We start from the raw sequence: 21,054 nt of genomic DNA on the forward strand, positions 1-21,054 counted from the left end.
CATCGATGAGCGCGGCGGTGATCTGGAGCGAGGAGTTCCTCTCGTATCGCTGGGCACACACCCACCCGATGAATCCCGTGCGCTTGGCGCTGACGATGACCCTCGCACAGAGCCTCGGAGTGCTCGACGATGTCGACGTCTCCGAACCGCTCGCGATCGGCGATGATGCTCTGACCGTCGTCCACAGTCAGGACTACATCGACGCGGTGCGTGCCGTCGGATCGGGAACGGCGTCGTTGTCCGGTCCGCTTCTCGAGCGCCTGTTCGGACTCGGCGACTCCGACAATCCCGTGTTCGACGGAATGCACGAGGCGGCGCGGCTGCTGGTCGGTGGAACGCTGGCGGCAGCGCAGGCGGTCGGTTCCGGAGCGGTGCGTCGGGCGGTCAACATCGGTGGCGGAATGCACCATGCCATGCGGTCGCGTGCGGCGGGATTCTGCATCTACAACGACTGCGCCGTCGCGATCCACTGGCTGCTCGAGAACGGTTTCGACCGCATCGCCTACATCGACATCGACGCACACCACGGTGATGGCGTGCAGGTGGCGTTCGCATCCGACCCGCGCGTGATGACGGTGTCGCTGCACCAGCATCCCGCGACGCTGTGGCCGGGAACCGGCTGGCAGACCGAGGTCGGGCAGGATGCCGCCGAGGGCTCCGCGGTCAACCTCGCGCTGATGCCCGACACCCAGGATCGGTTGTGGCTTCGCGCATTCCACGCTGTCGTTCCGTCGTTGATCGCCGAGTTCAAGCCACAGATCATCATCAGCCAGTGCGGCGCCGACAGTCATCGCGCCGATCCGTTGACCGATCTCTCATTGACCGTCGACGGGCAGCGTGCGGCAATGATCGCGATGCGCGACCTCGCCGAGAAGTATTGCGACGGCAGGTGGATAGCTGTCGGCGGAGGAGGCTACGGCGTGGTGAATGTCGTGCCGCGCAGTTGGTCGCATCTACTCGGCGTTGTGCTCGATCGTGACGTCGATGTGTCGACACCGATCAACGAATCATGGTGTGCCACAGCAGAACAGATCGCCACGCAGGTGCACTCGGAGTACTCGCAGGCGCCCGTGCATGTCATGGGCGACGGCGGCGACGTCGACTTCGTCGAGTGGGATGGCGACACGGGCCAACAACCGCCGCCCGGCATCGACGAGAGCGCCCAACGACAAACCGATCGCGCCATCATGGCCACTCGCCGTGCGGTGTATCCGCTACACGGACTCGACCCGGAGGACCCCCGTGACTGATTCCCCCGTGACTGATTCGACCGGGAAAACTGATACGCCAGCGACTGAAAGCCCGTCGACTGATTCAACCGTTCAGGCAGGTCACCGGGACGACCACGCACAGGGCGAGCGCCCGCGCGGTCCGTGGGATTACCCCCGCCACTGGATCGCCGACGTCCTCGCGTCCGACGGCGGCGTGGTGCATCTGCGTCCGATCGTCCCCGACGACGCCGACCGCGTCGTCCGATTCCACTCGGGTTTGTCCGAACGCACCAGGTACATGCGCTACTTCGGTCCGACGCCGACTCTTCCGCCACGGGAGGTCGCACGCATGACCACAGTCGACCACCACAACCGGGTTGCGATCGTCGCAGTGCTCGGCGGGGAGATCATCGCGATCGGCATCTATGAGGGACTCGCCGCCGACGGTAAGCCCGAATCCGCAGAGGTCGCCTTCGTCGTCGCCGACGAACACCAGGGCCGAGGACTCGGACCCATTCTCCTCGAACATCTCGCCGGAGCCGCTGCCGAGAACGGATTCACCCGCTTCGAGGCCGAGGTGCTCAGCGAGAATCCCAACATGGTCGCCGTCTTCCGTGACGCCGGCTACCAGATCTCGCGCGCATTCGACGGCTCGACGGTCCATGTCGAGTTCACGATCGATCCCACCGAGGCGATGCTTTCGGTGCGCAACGACCGTGAGCGTGCGTCCGAGGCGCGCAGCGTCGCCAACTTGTTGCGACCGGCGTCCGTCGCCGTGATCGGTGCGTCGACCGATCCCAAGAAGGTGGGAAACGCGCTGCTGGCCAACATCATTGCGGCCGGATTCACCGGACCGGTGTTCCCGGTGAATGGTCCCGACCGTGACGGTGAACCCGACGACGAGCAGGGCGAATCGGCCCACGACGTGGCGCGTGCCGGGGTCACGCGCCCACCACAGCGACGTCATCGCGGCCCGGCGCGTGCGCCCCGCGTGCGGCCGCCATCGGTGAGGGGAATCCGCGCGTACCCGACGGTGCGCGACATCCCCGACCCGGTCGATCTTGCCGTGGTCGCGGTGCCCGCGGCGAGCGTCGACGAGGTGCTCGACGACTGCATGGTCAAGGGTGTGCGTGCCCTGGTGATCGTGTCGTCCGGCTTCGGGGAGAGCGGTGAGGCGGGCCTGGAGAGTGAACATCGCCTCGTTCAGCAGGTCCGCGAGCACGGCATGCGCCTGGTGGGGCCCAACGCCCTCGGCGTCGCGAACAATGACCCGTCGATCGCGCTGAATGCCACGCTCGCGCCCCGTATCCCGCCGCTGGGCCGCGTCGGATTCTTCTGTCAGTCCGGTGCGCTCGGCATCGCGATCCTCGACACGGCCGCACATCGACAGATCGGACTGTCGACATTCGTCTCGGCGGGCAACCGCGCCGACGTCTCGGGCAATGACCTGCTGCAGTACTGGGATTCCGATACCGCCACCGACGTCGTGCTGCTGTACCTGGAGAGTTTCGGTAACCCGCGCAAGTTCTCGCGCATTGCCCGCAGGGTGTCGCGATCGAAGCCGATCGTCGCGGTGAAGTCCGGTAAGGGGGCGATGAGCCCGGTGCGTGCCGCACGGACCGCTGCGGCGAGCCTCGACGATCGCATCGCGCAGATGATGCTCGAGCAAGCAGGCGTCATCCAGGTCGATACCATTCCAGAATTGTTCGACTGCGCATCCCTTTTCGCGTACCAACCCCTACCTCGCGGCCCCAGGACCCGCATCATCGGCAACTCGTCGGTGCTCGGCAGCCTCGCCGCTGACACCGCGCGCTCGGGTGGTCTGGAAGTGGAGTCGACCATCGACCTCGGCGCAGGAGCCTCGGAGGATGATTTCGAGGGCGCCGTCGCGCAGGCGATGGCCGATCCGGGGGTCGACAGCGTGATCGTCGTCTTCGTGCCACCTGTCGCCGTCGACCTCGGCTGGCATGCCCGCGCACTGATCGCGGGCGCGAACACACCGGATGCCGATGCCGACAAACCGATCGTGACCACCTTCCTCGCCGTCGAGGGCATCCCACCGGGCCTGATGAAGCCCGGGCCGTCGGGGTTACCTGCCCGCGGCTCGATTCCGTCGTATTCCTCTCCGGAACGGGCAGCGGCCGCTCTGGCACGCGCGTGGCAGTACGCGCGATGGTGCGCGCGACCGGAGGTTTCCGTCGAAAGGCCCGACGGCATCGACCCCGAGGCTGCGCGGACATGGGTGCGCGAAGCCATGTGCGGGCCTTCCGAGGCTGAGTCGGATGAGTCAAGTGGCTCGACGGCCGCAGGCGCCGATGAGGTGACGGTCCTCGGCGACGTCGACTCGGCGCGCCTGCTGGAGTGGTACGGAGTCCGGGTGGTTCCCTTCCGCGAGGTCTCGACGATGCACGAGGCGTCCGCCGCGGCGCGTGACCTGGGATTTCCTGTGGCCGTCAAAGCAACGTCTCCGTCGTGGCGCGGCCGACTCGACCGTGAGGGCGCACGACTCGACCTTCCCGACGCCACCGCGGTGGTGACCGCGTTCGCCGAGATCTCGGAGCTGACCGGTGACAAGGTGCTCCACGTGCAGAAGATGGCGCCCAAGGGCGTCGGCACCATGGTGCGCATGCGCGATGACCCGTCGTTCGGGCCACTGATCTCGTTCGGCTTGTCGGGCAGGACGTTCGAGCTCCTCGGCGACCACGGGTATCGCGCGATCCCGATCACCGCCCTCGACGCCGACGAACTGATCGACGAGCCACGATCGGCCCCGCTCCTCTACGGCTATCGGGGAGAGGCCCCGGTCGATCGAGAAGCGCTGGTCGACCTGCTCATCCGCATCTCGACGATGGCCGACGACATCCCGGAGATCCGCGAGATCTTTGTCGACCCCGTGCTGTGTTCGCCGGAGGGCGCAGCAATCCTCAACGCCCGCATACGAATCGGCCCGGTGCCCACCAAGGCGGACACCGGACCGAGACGATTGAGTTAGCGGTAGCGAGTCAGCTCGCGTAGGCGCGCAGGCGCTCGGCGCGCTCGCCCTGGCGGAGCTTGCCCATCACCTCACGCTCGATCTGACGGACGCGTTCGCGCGAGAGCCCGAACATGCGGCCGATCTGATCGAGTGTGCGTGGCTGTCCGTCGTCGAGGCCGTAGCGCATCCGGATCACCTGCTGCTCACGCTCGTCGAGCGTGGCGAGCACCGCGCGGACGTCGGTGTGCATGAGTCCGGCGATGACGGCGCTCTCCGCAGAGGTCGCCTCGGCGTCTTCGATGAAGTCGCCGAGCGGTGCCTCCTCGTCGCTGCCCACCGGCATGTCGAGGCTCACCGGGTCGCGGCTGTGGTCGAGCAGATCTGCGATCTTCTCCGCCGGGATACCCGATTCGTTGGCGAGCTCATCGTCGGTGGCCTCGCGGCCGAGTTGCTGATGCAGCTCACGCTTGATGCGGGCCAGCTTGTTGACCTGCTCGACGAGGTGGACAGGAAGACGGATGGTGCGGCTCTGGTCTGCCATGCCTCGCGTGATGGCCTGGCGAATCCACCAGGTCGCGTACGTCGAGAACTTGAAGCCCTTTGCGTAGTCGAACTTCTCCATCGCGCGGATCAGGCCGAGATTGCCCTCCTGGATGAGGTCGAGGAGTGGCATTCCGCGGCCGGTGTAGCGCTTGGCGAGCGAGACGACGAGGCGGAGGTTGGCCTCGAGTAGGTGCGATCGTGCGACCTCGCCTTCGTGAACGACGATCGAGAGATCACGCTTCTTGGCTGCGGACAGCCGCTTGCGGGTCGCCAGAACGTGCTTGGCGTAGAGGCCCGCTTCGATCTGCTTGGCGAGCTCGACCTCCTGCTCCGCGTTGAGCAGCGCCGTGCGGCCGATGCCGTTGAGGTAGACGCGGACCAGATCTGCCGCAGGTGACTGTGCGTCGAGATCTTGTTCCGTCATCGCCGGACGTGAAGGGGTGGTGTCGCCAGAAGCGACGGTGGATGTGGAGCGTGTGACGGTGGAGCGTGACATCTGGCCTCCTAATCGAGTGCGTTCATAGGGTGCAACGACATGCACTCCGTGAAAGTTCCCCGGGGGCTGATTCGGGCTACTGACACCTGACCTGCATGAACGCTCGATCTAGTAGGACGGGGCGACTGAGAATCGGCTGAGATCTGGTCCAGTAGACGCAACTGGGTCCACTCAAACCGGCGTAACTGCGCTCAGTTTCGATGTCGGTCTTCGGAGACGGTGGAGTCGATGACGTTCGACTCGCCGCCGAGAGCCTGTGGGCCGACGACGTGGTGGTCGGGGCCGTATTTGTAATGGGCCACCTCTCCTCGCTTGCGAGGTGGTCGGTCGTTGGCGATCAGGACCGCGACCCAGGGGAGCGGTATCGACAGTGCGACGATGCCGAGCGCCCACCAGCCCGATCCGGTCATGCTGTAGACGATGCCCGCGATGATCAGCGCGGGAACACGAAACGACATCAGCGTCAGATATTTGCGTACGCGCGCCCTGTGCTGCTCGTCGAGGGAGTCCTGCGCGTCGGTGATGAGAAAGGCCTCTGGCGACACATGATCGCGGCGTGGCCCCTCAGCACCCACCATGACTGCGCTTCGTTCCGTCGAATCCCATGTCTCCACTGTTCCACTTTCAGTTCCTGATTGCACCGACGGGGCGACCGTCGTGTGACGCGCTCGGGCGTGTCCGAGGCCGCGCCGGTGGCACTGGTCGTCGCGCGTCGTGGGTCACCGTGTCGGAATCGGGCAGTGAGGAGCACAATAGAGCGCATGGCTACCGAAACTATCGAGCGTCCCGACCTCGACGAATGGTCGGACACCAAGACCGACGAGCGGCCCGACGCCGACGCGACGGATCGGGGAGACGACGACAGACCCAAGTTCTTCCACTACGTCAAGAAAAACAAGATCGCCGAGAGCGCTGTCATGGGCAATCACGTGGTGGCGCTGTGCGGCGAGACGTTCCCGGTGACGCGCTCGGCCAAGCCGGGATCGCCCGTCTGCCCCAAGTGCAAGAAGATCTACAACCGGATGCGCAAGGAGTGACGCTTCCTGCTGCAGCCACCGCCGCCCGCTAACGACGTTTGCCGGGCGGCGGTTGCCGTTGAGGTGAGGACCGGTCCCGGGGAGTCTGCGTGCCCCGGGGCTGCGTGTCATACGTGTGGACGTCCGTGTCGGCATCGGAGTCCGAGTCGCGCATTGCGTCGTCGGGCTGCTGAGGGGACTTGCGGATCGGCCCGGTGGCCAGTCGCTCGGGAATCGACTTGATGTGGCCGGTGATGTCGGAGGTCTGCTCGTGTACCCAGTGTCGGACGTGCGCGGTGGCAGGGGGTTTGGCCGGCCACAGTGATTGCACCGCGGCATTGAACTCGGCGCCGATCACGATCGCGAAGCCGAGGAAGAATGTGAACAGCAAAAAGGCGATCGGCGTCGCCAGTGCGCCGTAGGTGTATCCGGCGCGTGTGATCGCGGCGAGGTAGATACGCAATACGTAGCTGGCGATCCAGAAGAAGATCCCGGCGACCACCGCGCCGCCGACGAGCCGATGCCAGGGCAACGGATTCGGCAGCGCCAGGTGATAGAGCGTCGTGAGGACCCCGAGGAGCAGCAGCGCGACGAACGGGAAGTATCCGTAGTCGATCAGCGCGCTCACTCCTCGGTCCCACGAGTCGGGCACGATCTCGTGCAGGTAGTTCGGGCCGAGTGCTACCAGTGGCAGCAGGAACACCGACACGAGAAGGAAGCACACGTACAGCAGGAGCGCGAAGATTCGCTGCCACACGGGATTGCGCACCTCGTGCTGGTCGTGTGCCCGAACGATCGACGCGACGAAACACGACACGGCCGACGACCCGGCCCACAGCGACAGGATGAAGCCAACCGAAATTACCCCGACGCGTCCGCGACCGAGGACGTTGTCGACGGTCGGGGTGATGAGATCGTTGACAACGCTCGTCGAGAACGTGCGTTCCGCGAAGCTGATGATCCGCGACGAGATCACTTCGACGGTGTCGGGACCGAACCACCCGGCGACATAGCCGACGCTGCCGAGGAGTCCGAGAAGCAGCGGAGGCAGCGACAACGCCTGCCAGAACGCGGCCTGCGCGGCCCAACCGACGATTCCGTCGTCCCATGCCTTCTTGATCGTGCGCCAGACAACCCGATGGATGTTCGGCAGCACAGGCGGTCCGGGAGCAGACGGCTGGTGCGCTTGCGGATCGTCGGTTCCTTCCGACGCGGCGTCGTCGGTGTCGCGTATCGGCGGAGAGCGACGCGGGGCCCCAGCGGCATCGAGGCCAGGAGTGTCGAGTGTTGGGGAATCGAACGGCCGACCGTCGTTTCCCATCGGAAGGTCCATCGACACGGGTGCCGGCCGGCGCGGAGGTCTGCGCGCGCGTTCTCCGAGAACCGGCGACGGGGTGGCGTCGTCGGTCATCGGAACAGGGTTGCGGCGTGTCGTGGCTATGGGTCCAGCATCCCTGATCGGCGCAGGTTGCGTGCGACACACCCCTTGCCGCGTGTCACCGACCCCATTGCGGCGCTCGCGTCGATCACCCGTGTCTGGCGAAAGCGGTGTCGGCGCAAGCCGCTAAGATCGAGGAGTCCCCTCGGATGAGTGAATGTGTTCCGGCACGGTCCATCTGGCCGAGGGGTTGTTTCTTGCCTTCGCGCCGTCGGGAGCTTTGATTACGTGACTTCTGCCCAATCGCCCGCAACGCCCGCCGGTCCGCCGCTACGCGCCTGGCAGCGACGAGCGCTCACGAAGTACCTCGCGACCAGGCCGACAGACTTTCTCGCGGTCGCAACGCCGGGTGCGGGAAAGACGACGTTCGGACTTCGGGTCGCGCGGGAACTGCTCGACGACCGCACGGTCGAACAGGTCACCGTCGTCACCCCGACCGAACATCTCAAGCATCAGTGGGCGCAGGCCGCCGCGCGCGTCGGCATCGCTCTGGACTCCCGGTTTCGCAACTCCGACGGTCAGACCAGCTCCGACTACAACGGTGTCGCGCTGACCTACGCGCAGGTGGCCGCGCACCCATCGCGGCACCGGGTGCGCACCGAGAATCGTCGAACACTCGTGATCCTCGATGAGATCCATCACGGTGGCGACGCGAAATCGTGGGGCGACGCGATCCGTGAGGCGTTTTCCGACGCCGTGCGGAGGTTGTCGCTGACAGGAACACCGTTCCGCTCCGACGACTCACCCATTCCGTTCGTCACGTACGAGCCGGAAGAGGGTGGCGTGCTGCGATCGCGGGCCGACCACACCTACGGCTACGCCGACGCGCTCTCCGACGGCGTCGTGCGGCCCGTCGTGTTCCTCGCGTACTCGGGACAGGCGAGTTGGCGTACGTCGGCGGGGGAGGAGTACACCGCCCGACTGGGAGAGCCACTGTCCGCCGAGCAGACCGCACGAGCCTGGCGAACCGCGCTCGACGCGCACGGTGACTGGATTCCGTCCGTGCTCCAGGCCGCGCACACGCGGCTCGGCCAGTTACGTGCGGCTGGTGTTCCCGACGCAGGCGGACTGGTCATCGCCACCGATCAGACCGTTGCCCGCGACTACGCAGAACTCCTCGAGTCGATCACCGGCCGCAAACCGGTCCTCGTCCTCTCCGACGACCCGAAGTCGACGTCGCGCATCTCGCAGTTCGCCGAATCCGACGACGAATGGATGATCGCGGTCCGCATGGTGTCCGAGGGCGTCGACGTTCCGCGTCTGGCGGTCGGTGTGTACGCGACGAGTGCGTCGACGCCGCTGTTCTTTGCACAGGCAATCGGGCGTTTCGTGCGCTCGAGGCGCCCGGGCGAGACCGCGAGCGTGTTCTTGCCCTCCGTCCCGGTGCTCCTGAATCTGGCGAGCCAGATGGAAGCAGAGCGCGACCACGTGCTCGGCAAACCTCATCGCGACAGCGACGGCCTCGACGACGCGCTGCTGATCGATGCCAACAAGCAGAAGGACGAGGCGGGAGAGGAGGAAAAGAGCTTCCAATCACTGCATGCCGACGCCGAGCTCGACCAGGTGATCTTCGACGGTTCGTCGTTCGGTACCGCGACGTTTGCGGGCAGCGACGAAGAATCGGACTACTTGGGGCTTCCAGGACTGCTCGACGCCGACCAGGTGCGCGCACTGCTGCGCAAGAAGCAGGCCGACCAGGTTGCGCAGCGATCGGCGGTGACGCAGATCGTTCCGGCGGCAGACAAGGTGCCGGCGCAGCAGGCGACGGGCGAGAACCTCCACGCGCTACGAAAAGAACTCAACGGGCTGGTCGCGATGCACCACCATCGCACCGGTAAGCCGCACGGCATGGTGCACAACGAACTACGCAGCAAACTCGGCGGCCCGCCGACGGCGATGGCCACGGCCGACCAACTCCGCGAGCGCATCAAGGCACTGCGCGCGTGGCGGTGACGCGGGCGCACGAGATCTGAATAGCAGAACGCCCCGGCCACATCCGAGTGGTCGGGGCGTTCGCTACGTGTATCGGTCTCTAGACCAGCTCTCCCGCAGACTCTTCGACGGTGGCACTGAGCTCGACGAGTCGGGCCTCGTGCTCGTTGAAGTGGTGGCGGCAGAAGAGAAGCTCGCCGCCCTTGGGTAGGACGGCACGAACCTTTGCGGCTGCGCCACAGCGATCACAGCGATCGGCAGCGGTGAGCGGTATGGAGATCGGGGTTGTGGTGGCGATGTCAGACATATTCCTCCGTCCCGGTCCGGCGCCGGTGTGGTCGCCTTCCCTTCAGAGCCAACGCATCCGGACGATGCGTCAACCTCACTGTGTCAGACGTTTCGGGGGCTCGTATTGTTCCGCCGGTTTCCCGGGTGTGTCGTCACTCACCGTTTACATCGGTTCCCCGAGGTGCAACACAACTACACGATCCCGTTACGCGAGAGGCGATCTAGCTCACATTTCGATGGTTCTGAGACCTCTGATGACTATGGTGCTGCAGTGACGTCACCAACCGACGGGCGGACCGTCGAACGCCTCATTCATCTGATGTCGAGTGCGGACTGGGAGGCGGCCCGACACGAATCGGAGCTGCGGCCGTCGTCGCTCGCCGACGTCGGGTTCATCCACCTCTCGACTCCGCAGCAGGTGCATCTGCCGGCCAATCGGTTCTATTCCGGTGAGTACGACCTGCTTGCGTTGCACATCGAGCCGACACGACTCGACGCCGAGATCCGTTGGGAGCCCGGCGTCGCAGACGATCCGAAATCGATGCTGTTCCCGCACCTGTACGGCCCGCTACCGCTGGCTGCGGTGGTCGACGTCACGCCATACCTGCGGCAAGCGGACGGCACGTTCGCGCCGTTCGACGAATCAGGTACCTAGAGCGCGGTCCTAACGACGGTCAGTCGAGGTAGTCGCGCAGAACCTGCGAGCGGCTCGGGTGCCGAAGCTTCGACATGGTCTTCGACTCGATCTGACGGATGCGCTCACGCGTCACGCCGTAGACCTGGCCGATCTCGTCGAGTGTGCGCGGCTGACCGTCGGTGAGTCCGAAGCGGAGTCGGACGACGCCCGCTTCGCGCTCGGACAGCGTCTCGAGCACCGACTGCAGCTGATCCTGGAGTAGCGTGAAACTGACCGCGTCGACCGCGACCACGGCCTCGGAGTCCTCGATGAAGTCGCCGAGCTGGCTGTCGCCCTCGTCGCCGATCGTCTGGTCCAACGAGATGGGCTCACGAGCGTACTGCTGGATCTCCAGCACCTTCTCGGGCGTGATGTCCATTTCCTTCGCGAGCTCTTCGGGAGTCGGCTCACGGCCGAGGTCCTGGAGCAGCTCACGCTGAATGCGGCCGAGCTTGTTGATGACCTCGACCATGTGCACCGGGATACGGATGGTGCGGGCCTGATCGGCCATCGCGCGGGTGATCGCCTGACGGATCCACCAGGTGGCATACGTCGAGAACTTGTAACCCTTGGTGTAGTCGAACTTCTCGACAGCGCGGATCAGACCGAGGTTGCCCTCCTGGATCAGGTCCAGGAATGCCATGCCGCGGCCGGTGTAGCGCTTGGCGAGAGAGACGACGAGGCGCAGGTTGGCCTCGAGAAGGTGGTTCTTGGCGCGGTTGCCGTCGCGGGAGATCCAGTTCAGATCGCGCTTCTGTGCGGTCGAGATCTTCTCGCCCGACTCCATGATCCGACGCAGGCGTTCGGTGGCGTACAGGCCTGCTTCGATGCGCTTGGCGAGTTCGACTTCCTCTTCTGCGTTGAGGAGGGCGACCTTGCCGATCTGCTTGAGGTAGGCACGAACCGAGTCGGCGGACGCGGTGAGCTCAGCGTCTTTGCGGGCCTGACGAAGAGCCTCTGACTCTTCCTCGTCCCAGACGAAGTCTCCTGCGGTCTTCGCGTCGGCGTCCTTCGACGCCTTGTCGGCGGGCGGCGCGACCGGGGGAGTGGCTCCGGCGGTCGTCTTCGCGGGAGTCTCGGACTCCTCGTCGGCGTCGTCGTCGTCGGCCGAATCTTCGGCTTCCTCGTCGTCGACCTCGAGATCCTCGTCGTCGATCTCGACGTCTTCGTCGAGGTCCGCGTCGGGGCCGTCGATGTCGTCGATCGAGCCGCCGTCGAGTTCTTCTGCTTCGTTGGCTTCTTCTGCCCCGTCGGCAGGACTCGCGGCCTTCTTGGCTGCCTTCTTCGGAGCGGCTTTCTTGGCCGCCTTCTTGGCGGGGGCCTTGCGAGCTGTGGCCTTCTTGGCCGCCTTCTTGGCGGTCTTCTTTGCCGTTGGCTTATCTGCAGCCGGGGCCGACGTCGTCGTCGAATCCTCGGCTTCGGCGTCGCTCTGGCGGGTCTGGGTGGCTGCCACGTACAACCTTTCCGAACACAATCTGACACGCTGATTCACAGCGGAGAACCGCTGCGGATCGGGCTGGTTTCTCGGTGCATCGTCACCGGTGGAAGCCATTGTAACGACAACATCACCCCGAATGTGACAAATGCCAGGTCAGGCCGGTTGTCGCAGTCTCGGTAGCGCGCCGTCGACGACGCCCGGGGATCGCAGACGGCGCGCGCTACGAGATCGCTCAGACGTCGGCGGAATCAGGGCTTGAGACCCTGATCGACGGCCATCGCGGCCCCCACGATTCCGGCCGTGTTCTGCAGGGCCGCCGGAACCACTTTGGTCTCGTTCGTGAGGTACGGAATCCACTTGTCGGCCTTGCGGCTGATGCCGCCGCCCGCGATGAACAACGACGGCCAGAACAGCGCCTCGTACTCATCGAGGACCTTGCTGACCTTCTTGGACCATTTCTCGTACGACCAGCCCTTTTCTTCCTTCACGCGCGAGGATGCCTGATGCTCGGCTTCCTTCTTTCCGACGATGAGGTGGCCGAGCTCGGTGTTCGGTACGAGCGTGCCATTCACCAGGATCGCCGATCCGATGCCGGTGCCGAACGTCAGGAGCATGACCACCCCGTCGACGCCACGTCCGGCGCCGTGCGCGTCCTCGGCCATTCCGGCTGCGTCCGCGTCGTTGACGACCGACAGAGCACGCCCCCCGAGATCCTTGGCGAAGAGCTCGTAGGTATTCGTGCCGATCCAGCCCTTGTCGATGTTCGCCGCGGTGCGCATGGTTCCGTCGGTGATGACTCCGGGAAGTGTGATGCCAACGGGCCCATCCCAGTTGAAGTGGCCGACGACCTCGGCAACGCCCCGCGAGACCGCTTCGGGTGTCGCGGGTTTGGGGGTGAGCACCTTGTAGCGTTCGCCGACCAGCTTGCCAGTCGTGAGGTCCACGATTCCGCCCTTGATCCCCGACCCCCCGACGTCGACGCCGAACGCGCGGGGTCCGGCGGAATCGTTCGCAGAGGTGGATGAGTCGGTCATGGCGGCTTCCTCTCTCGGTGATCGCAGTGTCCGCGACCGTGCGATATTCAGGCTATCGAGGCGTGACGTGCAACGGGCGGACCTTGTCGGAAAACGTGTCGCACGGTGACGATCACGTAACCGTCGGCTGACTGCGTGCCGCCCACAGGTCGAGTAGAGGTCACCGAGAGGGTCGGGCGAAGGTCAACTGACATGATGGTCTGGTGAACATCCCCCGCGAGAAGGTCGATACGGCTCCGACTATCGCCGGCGTCGATGTGGAGCGGCTCGGTGAGGTGGCATTCGAGGTGGCCACCGAAGCGGCTCGCCATGTCCGCAGGCGGCGGCCGGAGCTGTTCGGTCACACCGGAACGGCACCGGGAACAGGCAATGACGTTGCCCCGTCGGCCGTGTCGACGAAATCGACGCCGACCGACCCTGTGACGCTCGCCGACACCGAATCCGAGGAACTCATCCGCGGGCTGCTCAAGCGCCTGCGTCCAGACGATGCCGTCCTCGGTGAAGAGGAGGGCGGCACCGTCGAGGTTCCGTCCGGTGTGCGCTGGGTGATCGATCCCATCGATGGGACCGTCAACTTCCTCTACGGCATCCCCGCGTATGCGGTCTCCGTGGCCGCCCAGGTCGACGGCAGGTCGGTTGCCGGTGCTGTCGTCGACGTCGCGCGCGACGTCGTCTACACCGCGACGCTGTCGGGTGGCGCACATGAAGTGCGCGACGGTGTGCGTACGAGGCTTCGTGCCAACCCGATCTCGCGCGTCGACCTCGCACTGGTCGCGACCGGCTTCGGCTACGACGTCGAGCGCCGACGCGTGCAGGGCGAGCTGATGTCCCGGCTTCTTCCCCGGGTTCGGGATCTACGTCGAGTAGGTGCCGCGGCGCTCGACCTGTGCATGGTCGCCTCCGGCGCGGTTGATGCGCATATCGAGCACGGATTGAGTCCCTGGGACTGGGCGGCCGGTGGCCTCGTCGCAGCAGAGGCGGGTGCGATTGTGCGGACTCCGCCACCGGATTCGCGCTCAGCCGACGGCGATGCAACGGTCGCCGTCGCGCCGGGTATCGCTGATGAGTTCTTCGCGTTGCTCGATGAGATCGGCGCGCTGTCGCCGATCTCCTGAATGATCGATCAGCCTGTCGATCAACAGGTTTGGGCGTGAACCGCCCGCACCACTCCCGGGTCGGCCCCGGTCTTGGGGTTGTGCGGGTCCGCCGAGCGAAGGGCCTCGAGCGCGGCCTGCGTGTCCTGCGACTGCTCACGTGCCTTGTAGTACTCGCCGAGCGCGACGTCGACTGAGGTTCCGGTGCGCCCGTCGTCGACCAGTTCTGCGCACGGGATCGCGACCCAGACCGACGCTGCGGCAGCCTTTCCCGCGGGCCCGAAGCGGATCTGCGCCACGCAGTCGAGGTCGTGGTTGGGGTAGAGGGCGTCGTCGGCATATGCGCCGTCGGGAACGGGATTGAATCCCTGCGCGGTCAGATCGTCTGAGACGGTCTGGGCTTCGCCGCGCTGAGTCGACGCGTTCAGCACGCGCACCTGGAATGTCGACAGCGCGGCGGGTGCGACCTTCAGCATGTCGTCACGACTGACGACGGTCAGTTTCGGTGTCTTCGCCGACGCGGCCGCGGGGGCATTGGCGACCGGGGGTGCCGCCACCGATGAACTGGCCGGTGTGGGCTGGTTGCAACTCGTGGGCGTTGCGTCGGCTGTCGATTTGGAAAGTGCGACAGCCCATGCGATCACACCTACGACGAGCAGAATGACCGCGACGATGATGGCGGGCCGCGCACGCCGACGTCGATAAGGGCGTCCCTTGTCATCGGTGGGATAACCGACCGTAATCCTCGAGACCACCGTTGAACCCTGCTCCTTCTCGCATCCACGCATACCTGCGCCTGCCGACGCCGGGAGCCCAGCGAGCAGGACGAGGTTCACTGTAGAGGGTTCGTGCGCGGGTGTGGGTCAAGCACCGTGCGTGCGAGTCGGTCCCTGTGTGATGAGTCCCGGTTCACTCCGCGTGTCCGTCTGAGCCGACCGACGCTCGGGAATGAATCGGCGTACGCGTGATGTTGACCGCAGACAAGCGATGCACTACAGTTCGGGCGCCCCGTCCTAGACAGGGACGGACCAGCCTACGGAATATGTGATGCACATCACATAAATCTGTTTGGTTGGGGGTAACGAATTGCAGGCGCCACGAGTTGTTGTGACGTCGGTGAAATCCAACCCCCCGACAGGCATCGTGCTCAATTGGTCGACCGGCCACAAGCCAGTCCTCCACGGCTCCAACTCCAACCAAGTAAGGCACACAATGGCTACTGATTACGACGCGCCACGGCGTACGGAGACCGAAGACCTGAATGAGGATTCGCTCGAAGAGTTGAAGGCTCGTCGCAGCGAAGCCCAGTCGTCTGCGGTTGATGTCGATGAGACCGACACGGCCGAGTCATTCGAGCTGCCCGGCGCTGATCTCTCCGGAGAAGAGCTCTCCGTCCGTGTGATCCCCAAGCAGGCCGACGAATTCACCTGCAGCAGCTGCTTCCTCGTATACCACCGCAGCCGATTGGCTCGGGAGAATGGCAGCTCGCTCATCTGCGTCGACTGCGCCTGAGCGGCGCGCAGCGTGCCGGTATCCGGCACCGCTGCGCCGCTTGCGTCTGCTCGTGAGTCTCGGACTACCGCGGGCCCCAGCTCTGGTCGCCTCAGCTCTGGTCGCGGTCCGAGTGCTCAGGACTCACCGCGTGCGTCGTGCTGGCATCGGGAATACCCAGTGCGGCGAGCACCTTGTCGGGATGGCGCGTTGACACCAGCCAGTAGGGCGTCGGGTCATCGGGATCGTCCAACACCAACAACACCATTGTCTTGATCCACGCGTGGTGCATGAGGAACGCAGCCGGATCGAGCTGCCGACCGAGCGCCGCGCTCTTGGCCGACGCAGGGATACTCGCCCCGCGCGCGATGACAGAATTCGGCAATTGCGCCTTGCCCGCATGCAAGACTCCGTCTGCGCTGACCCTGATCTGGGTACGGCCCATCGACCACAGCAGGAATGCACACAGCAGCCCGACGGCGATGTATCCGACGAAACTCCACGACGAGCGATGCGCCGAGAGCTCTATCTCGTATCCGGCGACCGCGGTCACCACTGCCGCGGCAGGCCACCACCACAGGGGCACACGCAGCCGTTCGCTGTAGCGGTCTGCTGCCGGATCAGTCGGTCCTGGCGACTGGGCCCCGGTCTCCTCGGGGCGTTCGGATGAACTCACAAAGCTCAGCGTAGTCTGCGTTCGTGACCGTAGAATCCACCCCTGGCGCCGCACCGATCGGTCAGATCCCGGTGAAGCGACTCGATCCCGACATTCCACTGCCGACTCGGGCTCATGCCGGCGATGCGGGTGTCGACCTCTGTTCCACCATCGATGTCGAACTGCCGCCAGGCCGTCGACAGCTCGTCGGAACGGGGATCGCCGTCGCGCTGCCATTCGGAACGGTCGGGCTGATCCACCCACGGTCGGGACTCGCCGCACGCGCCGGATTGTCGATCGTCAACGCGCCCGGAACCATCGACGCCGGGTACCGCGGGGAGATCAAGGTGTGTCTGATCAACCTCGATCCGTCGGAGACGATCAGCATCGTGCGCGGGGATCGCATCGCGCAGTTGCTGATCCAGCGGATCGAACTGGTCGACTTCACCGAGGTCGACGAGCTCGACGAGACAGCTCGCGGCGAGGGCGGCTACGGATCGAGCGGCGGACACGCCATACTGACGGATGGGGGATCCGTCGATCCGGGCATCGTCGACCCGGCCAACGGCTCGGATACCGCAGGCGACAACGCGAACGAGGAGAACCCCACGTGATGGCACGAGACCCCGAGTCGGCGTCGGACACTGCCGACCAGCAGCTGCTCATCGGGCAGGCGCGCGGACCCTACGACATCACCGAACTCGACACCCCGGCAGAGGATCTCGAGAAATCGCACCTCGACCTCGGCGCCGTGCTGGTGCCCGTTGTCGAAGGCGGCCAGGTGACCGTCGAGATGACCGCCGACCATCAACCAGAGGCCGTCTACCTGGTGACTCCCTACGGCCGGATCACCGTCGCTGCTTTCGCGGCGCCGAAGTCGCCGGGACTGTGGCGCGAGGTGGTAGGTGAACTCGTCGACTCACTGAAGAACGACGGAGCGACCACGAGCATCGAAGACGGTCATTGGGGCCGCGAAATCGTCGCAGAGGTTCCGGGCGGCAGTCATCGTTTCATCGGAGTCGACGGCCCGCGCTGGATGGTTCGGCTGGTGGCGAGCGGTCCGAACGACACCGCGTCCGAACTGTCCCAGCTGTCCCGTGCCGTGCTCGCGGAGTCGGTGGTGCGTCGAGGCACCGAGCCCGCACCTCCCCGCGAGATGCTGCCGCTTGTGCTGCCGCCGGTGTTGGCCGAGCAGGTCGCCGCAGCACAACAGCAAATGTTCGAGGGCGCGTCGGCCGAGGGTGGCGATGTCCCGCCCGGCGTCGTCGTACCCGACGGAGCCATTGCAGGCTCGGGTGACGATCTGACGGCACAGCAGACGAGTGGCACGGACACGGGTGTTGCCACCGCCGACGCCGAGTTCACGGCCGGTGGGGATGTCGACTCATCCGACGATCAGCCCCGCTCGGCGGGCTCGGCCATGCAGCGTTTTCGACGACGCCGCTGACCTCCCTCTCATAGGTGCCGGGCAGGCTCCGACTCCGGCGCCGCACTCAGGCGCAGCCAGGCGCGCGCGCACGACGTCCCGAGCACCGAGGGGTCGATGCCCCACTGGGTCAATCCGACGTCGACGACCTCCGCGCGCGGTGCAGCGGCCGACCAGTCCTCGGCGATTGCGCGGGGATGTAGCGGATCGTCGACCGCAGCGGTAATCGCAAGTGGCACAGTGAGTTCGGAGATGTCGTCCGGGGTCGGTGCCACGCACTCCGCCGCAGCGCGCAGTTGTGCGACGAGGTCGCGGGACTGCGCGCGCCACGACCGACTCAGCTCGACGCCGAGCCACTCGGGACTCGTCGAGACCATCGTCGCGATCGTTGCGTCGAGTCCGTCGCGTTCGATGGAGTCGGCGGTCAGGCGGGCGCTCGCCGCGGCAAGCGATCCCGACGGTTCGCCGCTCCACGGCGGTAGCGCAGCCAGGACGCCGGCACAGGTTCCGGTGTGTGCGGACTGTCGGTCCAGCGCCCACCGCAGTGCGGTCACCGCGCCGATGGACACGCCGCCGACCAGGACGACCGCATGCTCGCGCGCCGCGGCGTCGAGTGCGCGGATGAATCCGGGGATGAGGTCGGCGGTCGGTTTCACAGCGATGAGCTCGACGTCGAGAAGTCGTGCAGCCGCCCCGAATGCTCGTCGAACGTAGTCGTCGTCCGAACCTGTGCCGGGCATGACGATCAACGCGGTCGGTGCTGGTGGGGGCGCGGTGTCAGCCGAGGGCATGAACCGATGATGCCGTGCGTTGTAACTGCTGAGCGCAGGGGTCTAGGCTGACCGAGTGCGGCTCGGTTGGTTCAGCCCGATAAGCCGCGCCCGAAACACTGATCGTGCCCACATCGCTATTTGGAGGTTGTGATGCCCACAGCCGGTTATCTCAAGCGACTGACCAGGCGGCTCACCGAAGATCTCGGAGAAGCCGACGCGGAGAAGATCGCGGCGGAGTCGGCGGCCACCGGCGCCCAGCGCGCGGTGGAGTGTTCGCGCGGTGACGAGGTCACGATGCATGGCGAGTTGCGCGCGGTCGAGACCTGTTCACGCACCGCCAAGAGTGGGGTCAAGGCGGAGTTCTTCGACGGAAGCGACGTCGTCTTTCTGAAATGGATGGGCCGTAACCGCATACCGGGTATCGAGCCGGGTCGGAAGATCACCGTGAGTGGGCGTCTCGGCGAACACAATGGCACCAAGGTGATCTACAACCCCGATTACGAATTGCATGGCGACGGAGAAGACTGACAGTACCGACGCCGCGTCGGATATCGACGCAGCTCAGGTGGGCGAACGGCCGACGCCGACGGTTCTCGAGCAGCTCGGCGGAGTATCCGGCCTGATCTCGTCGACGATCCCCGTCATTGTATTCGTGGCCGTCAACGCCGCATTCGGCCTGACGGCTGCGATCATCGCGGCGCTCGCTACGGCGGTATCGGTCGCGGCCGTCCGTCTGTTCCGTCACGACGGACTCGCACCGGCGATCTCCGGCTTTCTCGGCGTGGCGATCTGCGCGTTCATCGCCCATCGCGTCGGCGACGCGAAAGGGTACTTTCTGTTCGGCATCTGGACATCGCTGGTGTACGCGGGTGTCCTGGTCGCTTCGATCCTGCTTCGATGGCCGCTGATCGGCGTGGCCTGGAATTACGTCAACGGCACCGGAACGCAGTGGCGTCACGACCGCGGGACTTTGATCGCCTATGACGTCGCCACGGCATTCTGGGCACTCGTGTTCGCGGGACGCTATCTCGCACAATCGTCGCTCTACGACAGCGGCGACACCGGTTGGCTGGCCGTCGCTCGGATCGGGATGGGCTGGCCGCTCACCGCGCTCGCAGTCGTGGTGACCATGGTGCTCGTCCGACGCGCGTCGCGCGCCGGCGGGGCCTCAGCTGCCGTGGATCGCCGCGTGTAGCGCCGGTTCCACCTCGACCGCGGCGACAAAGACGAGTTCGTCGCCACCCTCGAGCGGATCGTCGCGCTCGGGCACGATCACGCGGCCGCCACGGATGATGGCCACCAGCGCGGCGTCGCGCGGCAGATCGATCTTGCGGACCGGCTTGCCCGCCAGCGGGGTGTCGGGCGGCAGCGTGAGTTCGACGAGGTTTGCCTGACCCTGACGAAATGTCATGAGCCGCACCAGATCACCGACCGACACCGCCTCTTCGACCAGCGAGGCCAGTAGCCGAGGTGTCGACACCGCGACGTCGACGCCCCAGCCCTCCCCGAACAGCCACTCATTGCGCGGATCGTTTACGCGGGCGACGACCCTGCTCACCGCGAACTCGGTCTTCGCCAGCAGGCTGACCACGAGATTGGCCTTGTCGTCGCCGGTGGCGGCGATCATCACGTCGTAGGATTGCAACCCGGCTCGTTCGAGGTTGGCCAGCTCGCAGGCATCCGCGAGCAGCCAGTTCGCTCCGTGGACGGCCTCGACGTCGATGTGGCTCGCGAGGCGTTCGAACAGCGTGACCTCGTGGCCTGCCGCGATGAGTTCACGGGCGATCGAACGACCGACTGCGCCTGCACCGGCGATGGCGACTTTCATCTCTCTCCTCTAATCGGCATGGGCCAGCGGCGCTGCGACGAGTGCGCGCACACCGGCGAGATCGTCGAGGCGGACCGATGCGAACACGATGTCGTCTTGTTGCAGAACGGTTTTGGCTTCGGGGAGGATCGGTTTGCCGTGGCGGTTCAGAAAAGACAGGCGGGCCCCGGAGAGCTCTTGGAACTTCACCGACGTGATGCCGATCCACGACTCGTGGATGTCGAGCTGGGCGATCGCGATGGTTCCCGACGGATCGCGCCACTCCGTTGTCGTCGACGTCTCGCCGAGAGCCGAGACGAAACGCTCGGTCGTCCACGGCACCGTTGCGACGGTGGGAATCCCGAGTCGCTCATAGACCTGGGCTCGCTTCGCGTCGTAGATTCTGGCGACGACGCGAGGGACGTCGAAGGTCTCGCGCGCGACGCGCGCGGCGATGATGTTGGAGTTGTCGCCCGAGGACACCGCGGCGAACGAGTCGGCTCGGTCGATCCCGGCGCGGGCGAGTACGTCGCGATCGAACCCGACCCCGACGATCTGCTCGCCGGTGAAGTCGTCGGACAGTCGTGTGAACGCGGCCGGATCGCGGTCGATGATGGCCACCTGGTGACCGCGCTTCTGCATGGCCATCGCCAGGGACGATCCCACTCGTCCGCACCCCATGATGACTACCCGCACATCGATCCTCTCGTGGGTTCACTGCTAGTCGGGCGCGGTGGAGCGTCGACGCAGGCGGTTGCCGCC

At 65.7% G+C, this 21,054-nt stretch carries 21 protein-coding genes and 1 pseudogene; 11 read left to right on the forward strand and 11 right to left on the reverse strand.

The window, feature by feature from the left end; all coding sequences use genetic code 11:
* Positions 1 to 5: 5 nt before the first annotated feature.
* Positions 6 to 1,250: an acetoin utilization protein AcuC gene (locus tag A5777_RS13125; protein WP_064863003.1), complete on the forward strand. Its 1,245-nt coding sequence runs from the start codon at positions 6 to 8 to the stop codon at positions 1,248 to 1,250.
* Complete coding sequence (locus A5777_RS13130; RefSeq protein WP_064862967.1) at positions 1,243 to 4,203, forward strand: bifunctional acetate--CoA ligase family protein/GNAT family N-acetyltransferase; 2,961 nt, start codon at positions 1,243 to 1,245, stop codon at positions 4,201 to 4,203. Before A5777_RS13125 ends, A5777_RS13130 begins: the two co-directional genes overlap by 8 nt.
* A gap of 10 nt (positions 4,204 to 4,213) precedes the next feature.
* Here the strand turns inward: A5777_RS13130 and A5777_RS13135 are convergent, their stop codons facing one another.
* On the reverse strand, positions 4,214 to 5,224 hold the full coding sequence (locus tag A5777_RS13135) for a sigma-70 family RNA polymerase sigma factor (protein WP_064862968.1): 1,011 nt from the start codon (positions 5,222 to 5,224) through the stop codon (positions 4,214 to 4,216).
* Positions 5,225 to 5,415: 191 nt separating this feature from the next.
* Positions 5,416 to 5,802 (reverse strand): DUF3099 domain-containing protein, encoded by a 387-nt coding sequence (locus A5777_RS13140; RefSeq protein WP_064862969.1) that lies wholly within the window; start codon positions 5,800 to 5,802, stop codon positions 5,416 to 5,418.
* Positions 5,803 to 5,985: 183 nt separating this feature from the next.
* Between A5777_RS13140 and A5777_RS13145 the strand changes: the two genes are divergently transcribed.
* Entirely contained in the window at positions 5,986 to 6,261 is a 276-nt protein-coding gene (locus tag A5777_RS13145; protein ID WP_064862970.1) for a DUF3039 domain-containing protein, read from the forward strand.
* Positions 6,262 to 6,289: 28 nt separating this feature from the next.
* Here the strand turns inward: A5777_RS13145 and A5777_RS13150 are convergent, their stop codons facing one another.
* Positions 6,290 to 7,573, reverse strand: a complete 1,284-nt coding sequence (locus A5777_RS13150; protein ID WP_064863004.1) for a YihY/virulence factor BrkB family protein — start codon at positions 7,571 to 7,573, stop codon at positions 6,290 to 6,292.
* 333 nt (positions 7,574 to 7,906) lie between these two features.
* Between A5777_RS13150 and A5777_RS13155 the strand changes: the two genes are divergently transcribed.
* The gene (locus A5777_RS13155) at positions 7,907 to 9,631 is read left to right on the forward strand and encodes a DEAD/DEAH box helicase (RefSeq protein ID WP_064862971.1); all 1,725 of its coding nucleotides are present in this window, start codon (positions 7,907 to 7,909) and stop codon (positions 9,629 to 9,631) included.
* A 79-nt stretch (positions 9,632 to 9,710) separates the two neighbouring features.
* On the opposite strand, the gene A5777_RS13160 is transcribed toward A5777_RS13155, so the two are convergent.
* Positions 9,711 to 9,917, reverse strand: a complete 207-nt coding sequence (locus A5777_RS13160; RefSeq protein ID WP_005173003.1) for a DUF7455 domain-containing protein — start codon at positions 9,915 to 9,917, stop codon at positions 9,711 to 9,713.
* A gap of 300 nt (positions 9,918 to 10,217) precedes the next feature.
* Between A5777_RS13160 and A5777_RS13165 the strand changes: the two genes are divergently transcribed.
* Entirely contained in the window at positions 10,218 to 10,553 is a 336-nt protein-coding gene (locus tag A5777_RS13165) for a DUF952 domain-containing protein (RefSeq protein ID WP_064863005.1), read from the forward strand.
* Between the two features lie 19 nt (positions 10,554 to 10,572).
* Here A5777_RS13165 and A5777_RS13170 read toward each other — a convergent pair whose 3' ends face one another.
* Positions 10,573 to 12,027, reverse strand: a complete 1,455-nt coding sequence (locus A5777_RS13170; protein ID WP_064863006.1) for an RNA polymerase sigma factor — start codon at positions 12,025 to 12,027, stop codon at positions 10,573 to 10,575.
* A 233-nt stretch (positions 12,028 to 12,260) separates the two neighbouring features.
* Positions 12,261 to 13,046, reverse strand: coding sequence for a polyphosphate--glucose phosphotransferase (ppgK, locus tag A5777_RS13175; protein ID WP_064862972.1), 786 nt, complete (start codon positions 13,044 to 13,046; stop codon positions 12,261 to 12,263).
* A gap of 203 nt (positions 13,047 to 13,249) precedes the next feature.
* Here ppgK and A5777_RS13180 point away from each other — a divergent pair, with 203 nt between their 5' ends.
* Entirely contained in the window at positions 13,250 to 14,161 is a 912-nt protein-coding gene (locus A5777_RS13180) for an inositol monophosphatase family protein (protein ID WP_064862973.1), read from the forward strand.
* A gap of 20 nt (positions 14,162 to 14,181) precedes the next feature.
* Here the strand turns inward: A5777_RS13180 and cei are convergent, their stop codons facing one another.
* The gene (gene cei, locus A5777_RS13185) at positions 14,182 to 14,895 is read right to left on the reverse strand and encodes an envelope integrity protein Cei (protein ID WP_064863007.1); all 714 of its coding nucleotides are present in this window, start codon (positions 14,893 to 14,895) and stop codon (positions 14,182 to 14,184) included.
* 457 nt (positions 14,896 to 15,352) lie between these two features.
* Between cei and A5777_RS13190 the strand changes: the two genes are divergently transcribed.
* Positions 15,353 to 15,652, forward strand: coding sequence for a DUF4193 domain-containing protein (locus A5777_RS13190; RefSeq protein WP_005173015.1), 300 nt, complete (start codon positions 15,353 to 15,355; stop codon positions 15,650 to 15,652).
* Positions 15,653 to 15,743: 91 nt separating this feature from the next.
* Here the strand turns inward: A5777_RS13190 and A5777_RS13195 are convergent, their stop codons facing one another.
* Positions 15,744 to 16,307 (reverse strand): DUF3093 domain-containing protein, encoded by a 564-nt coding sequence (locus A5777_RS13195; RefSeq protein WP_064862974.1) that lies wholly within the window; start codon positions 16,305 to 16,307, stop codon positions 15,744 to 15,746.
* 23 nt (positions 16,308 to 16,330) lie between these two features.
* On the opposite strand from A5777_RS13195, the pseudogene dut reads away from it, so the two are divergent.
* Together dut and A5777_RS13205 are read left to right on the forward strand one after the other, a co-directional pair.
* Positions 16,331 to 16,807, forward strand: a pseudogene (gene dut, locus A5777_RS13200) (dUTP diphosphatase); the annotation flags it as partial.
* 92 nt (positions 16,808 to 16,899) lie between these two features.
* A complete protein-coding gene (locus A5777_RS13205) occupies positions 16,900 to 17,733 on the forward strand; it encodes a DUF3710 domain-containing protein (protein WP_064862976.1) in 834 nt (277 codons plus the stop codon).
* 8 nt (positions 17,734 to 17,741) lie between these two features.
* On the opposite strand, the gene A5777_RS13210 is transcribed toward A5777_RS13205, so the two are convergent.
* Entirely contained in the window at positions 17,742 to 18,503 is a 762-nt protein-coding gene (locus A5777_RS13210; RefSeq protein WP_064862977.1) for a hypothetical protein, read from the reverse strand.
* Positions 18,504 to 18,635: 132 nt separating this feature from the next.
* Between A5777_RS13210 and A5777_RS13215 the strand changes: the two genes are divergently transcribed.
* Together A5777_RS13215 and A5777_RS13220 are read left to right on the forward strand one after the other, a co-directional pair.
* Positions 18,636 to 19,013, forward strand: a complete 378-nt coding sequence (locus A5777_RS13215) for an OB-fold nucleic acid binding domain-containing protein (protein ID WP_005201887.1) — start codon at positions 18,636 to 18,638, stop codon at positions 19,011 to 19,013.
* Entirely contained in the window at positions 18,994 to 19,680 is a 687-nt protein-coding gene (locus tag A5777_RS13220; protein ID WP_064862978.1) for a DUF3159 domain-containing protein, read from the forward strand. Before A5777_RS13215 ends, A5777_RS13220 begins: the two co-directional genes overlap by 20 nt.
* On the opposite strand, the gene A5777_RS13225 is transcribed toward A5777_RS13220, so the two are convergent.
* Together A5777_RS13225 and A5777_RS13230 are read right to left on the reverse strand one after the other, a co-directional pair.
* Entirely contained in the window at positions 19,654 to 20,313 is a 660-nt protein-coding gene (locus A5777_RS13225; protein ID WP_064862979.1) for a potassium channel family protein, read from the reverse strand. The genes A5777_RS13220 and A5777_RS13225 overlap by 27 nt on opposite strands.
* 9 nt (positions 20,314 to 20,322) lie before the next feature.
* A complete protein-coding gene (locus tag A5777_RS13230; RefSeq protein ID WP_197500851.1) occupies positions 20,323 to 20,988 on the reverse strand; it encodes a potassium channel family protein in 666 nt (221 codons plus the stop codon).
* Positions 20,989 to 21,054 lie beyond the last annotated feature (66 nt).

The organism is Gordonia sp. 852002-10350_SCH5691597 (genome assembly GCF_001665715.1).
Classification (GTDB): domain Bacteria; phylum Actinomycetota; class Actinomycetes; order Mycobacteriales; family Mycobacteriaceae; genus Gordonia; species Gordonia sputi.

What these genes read in the sequence shown, in the direction of transcription:
- ppgK (WP_064862972.1), bottom strand. Translation starts at nt 13,046, where the DNA reads ATGACCGACTCATCCACCTCTGCGAACGATTCCGCCGGACCCCGCGCG.
- A5777_RS13145 (WP_064862970.1), top strand. Translation starts at nt 5,986, where the DNA reads ATGGCTACCGAAACTATCGAGCGTCCCGACCTCGACGAATGGTCGGAC.
- A5777_RS13150 (WP_064863004.1), bottom strand. Translation starts at nt 7,573, where the DNA reads ATGGACCTTCCGATGGGAAACGACGGTCGGCCGTTCGATTCCCCAACA.
- A5777_RS13210 (WP_064862977.1), bottom strand. Translation starts at nt 18,503, where the DNA reads ATGCCCTCGGCTGACACCGCGCCCCCACCAGCACCGACCGCGTTGATC.
- A5777_RS13135 (WP_064862968.1), bottom strand. Translation starts at nt 5,224, where the DNA reads ATGTCACGCTCCACCGTCACACGCTCCACATCCACCGTCGCTTCTGGC.
- A5777_RS13220 (WP_064862978.1), top strand. Translation starts at nt 18,994, where the DNA reads ATGGCGACGGAGAAGACTGACAGTACCGACGCCGCGTCGGATATCGAC.
- A5777_RS13215 (WP_005201887.1), top strand. Translation starts at nt 18,636, where the DNA reads ATGCCCACAGCCGGTTATCTCAAGCGACTGACCAGGCGGCTCACCGAA.
- A5777_RS13190 (WP_005173015.1), top strand. Translation starts at nt 15,353, where the DNA reads ATGGCTACTGATTACGACGCGCCACGGCGTACGGAGACCGAAGACCTG.
- A5777_RS13225 (WP_064862979.1), bottom strand. Translation starts at nt 20,313, where the DNA reads ATGAAAGTCGCCATCGCCGGTGCAGGCGCAGTCGGTCGTTCGATCGCC.
- A5777_RS13160 (WP_005173003.1), bottom strand. Translation starts at nt 9,917, where the DNA reads ATGTCTGACATCGCCACCACAACCCCGATCTCCATACCGCTCACCGCT.
- A5777_RS13125 (WP_064863003.1), top strand. Translation starts at nt 6, where the DNA reads ATGAGCGCGGCGGTGATCTGGAGCGAGGAGTTCCTCTCGTATCGCTGG.
- A5777_RS13140 (WP_064862969.1), bottom strand. Translation starts at nt 5,802, where the DNA reads ATGGTGGGTGCTGAGGGGCCACGCCGCGATCATGTGTCGCCAGAGGCC.
- A5777_RS13165 (WP_064863005.1), top strand. Translation starts at nt 10,218, where the DNA reads ATGTCGAGTGCGGACTGGGAGGCGGCCCGACACGAATCGGAGCTGCGG.
- A5777_RS13205 (WP_064862976.1), top strand. Translation starts at nt 16,900, where the DNA reads ATGGCACGAGACCCCGAGTCGGCGTCGGACACTGCCGACCAGCAGCTG.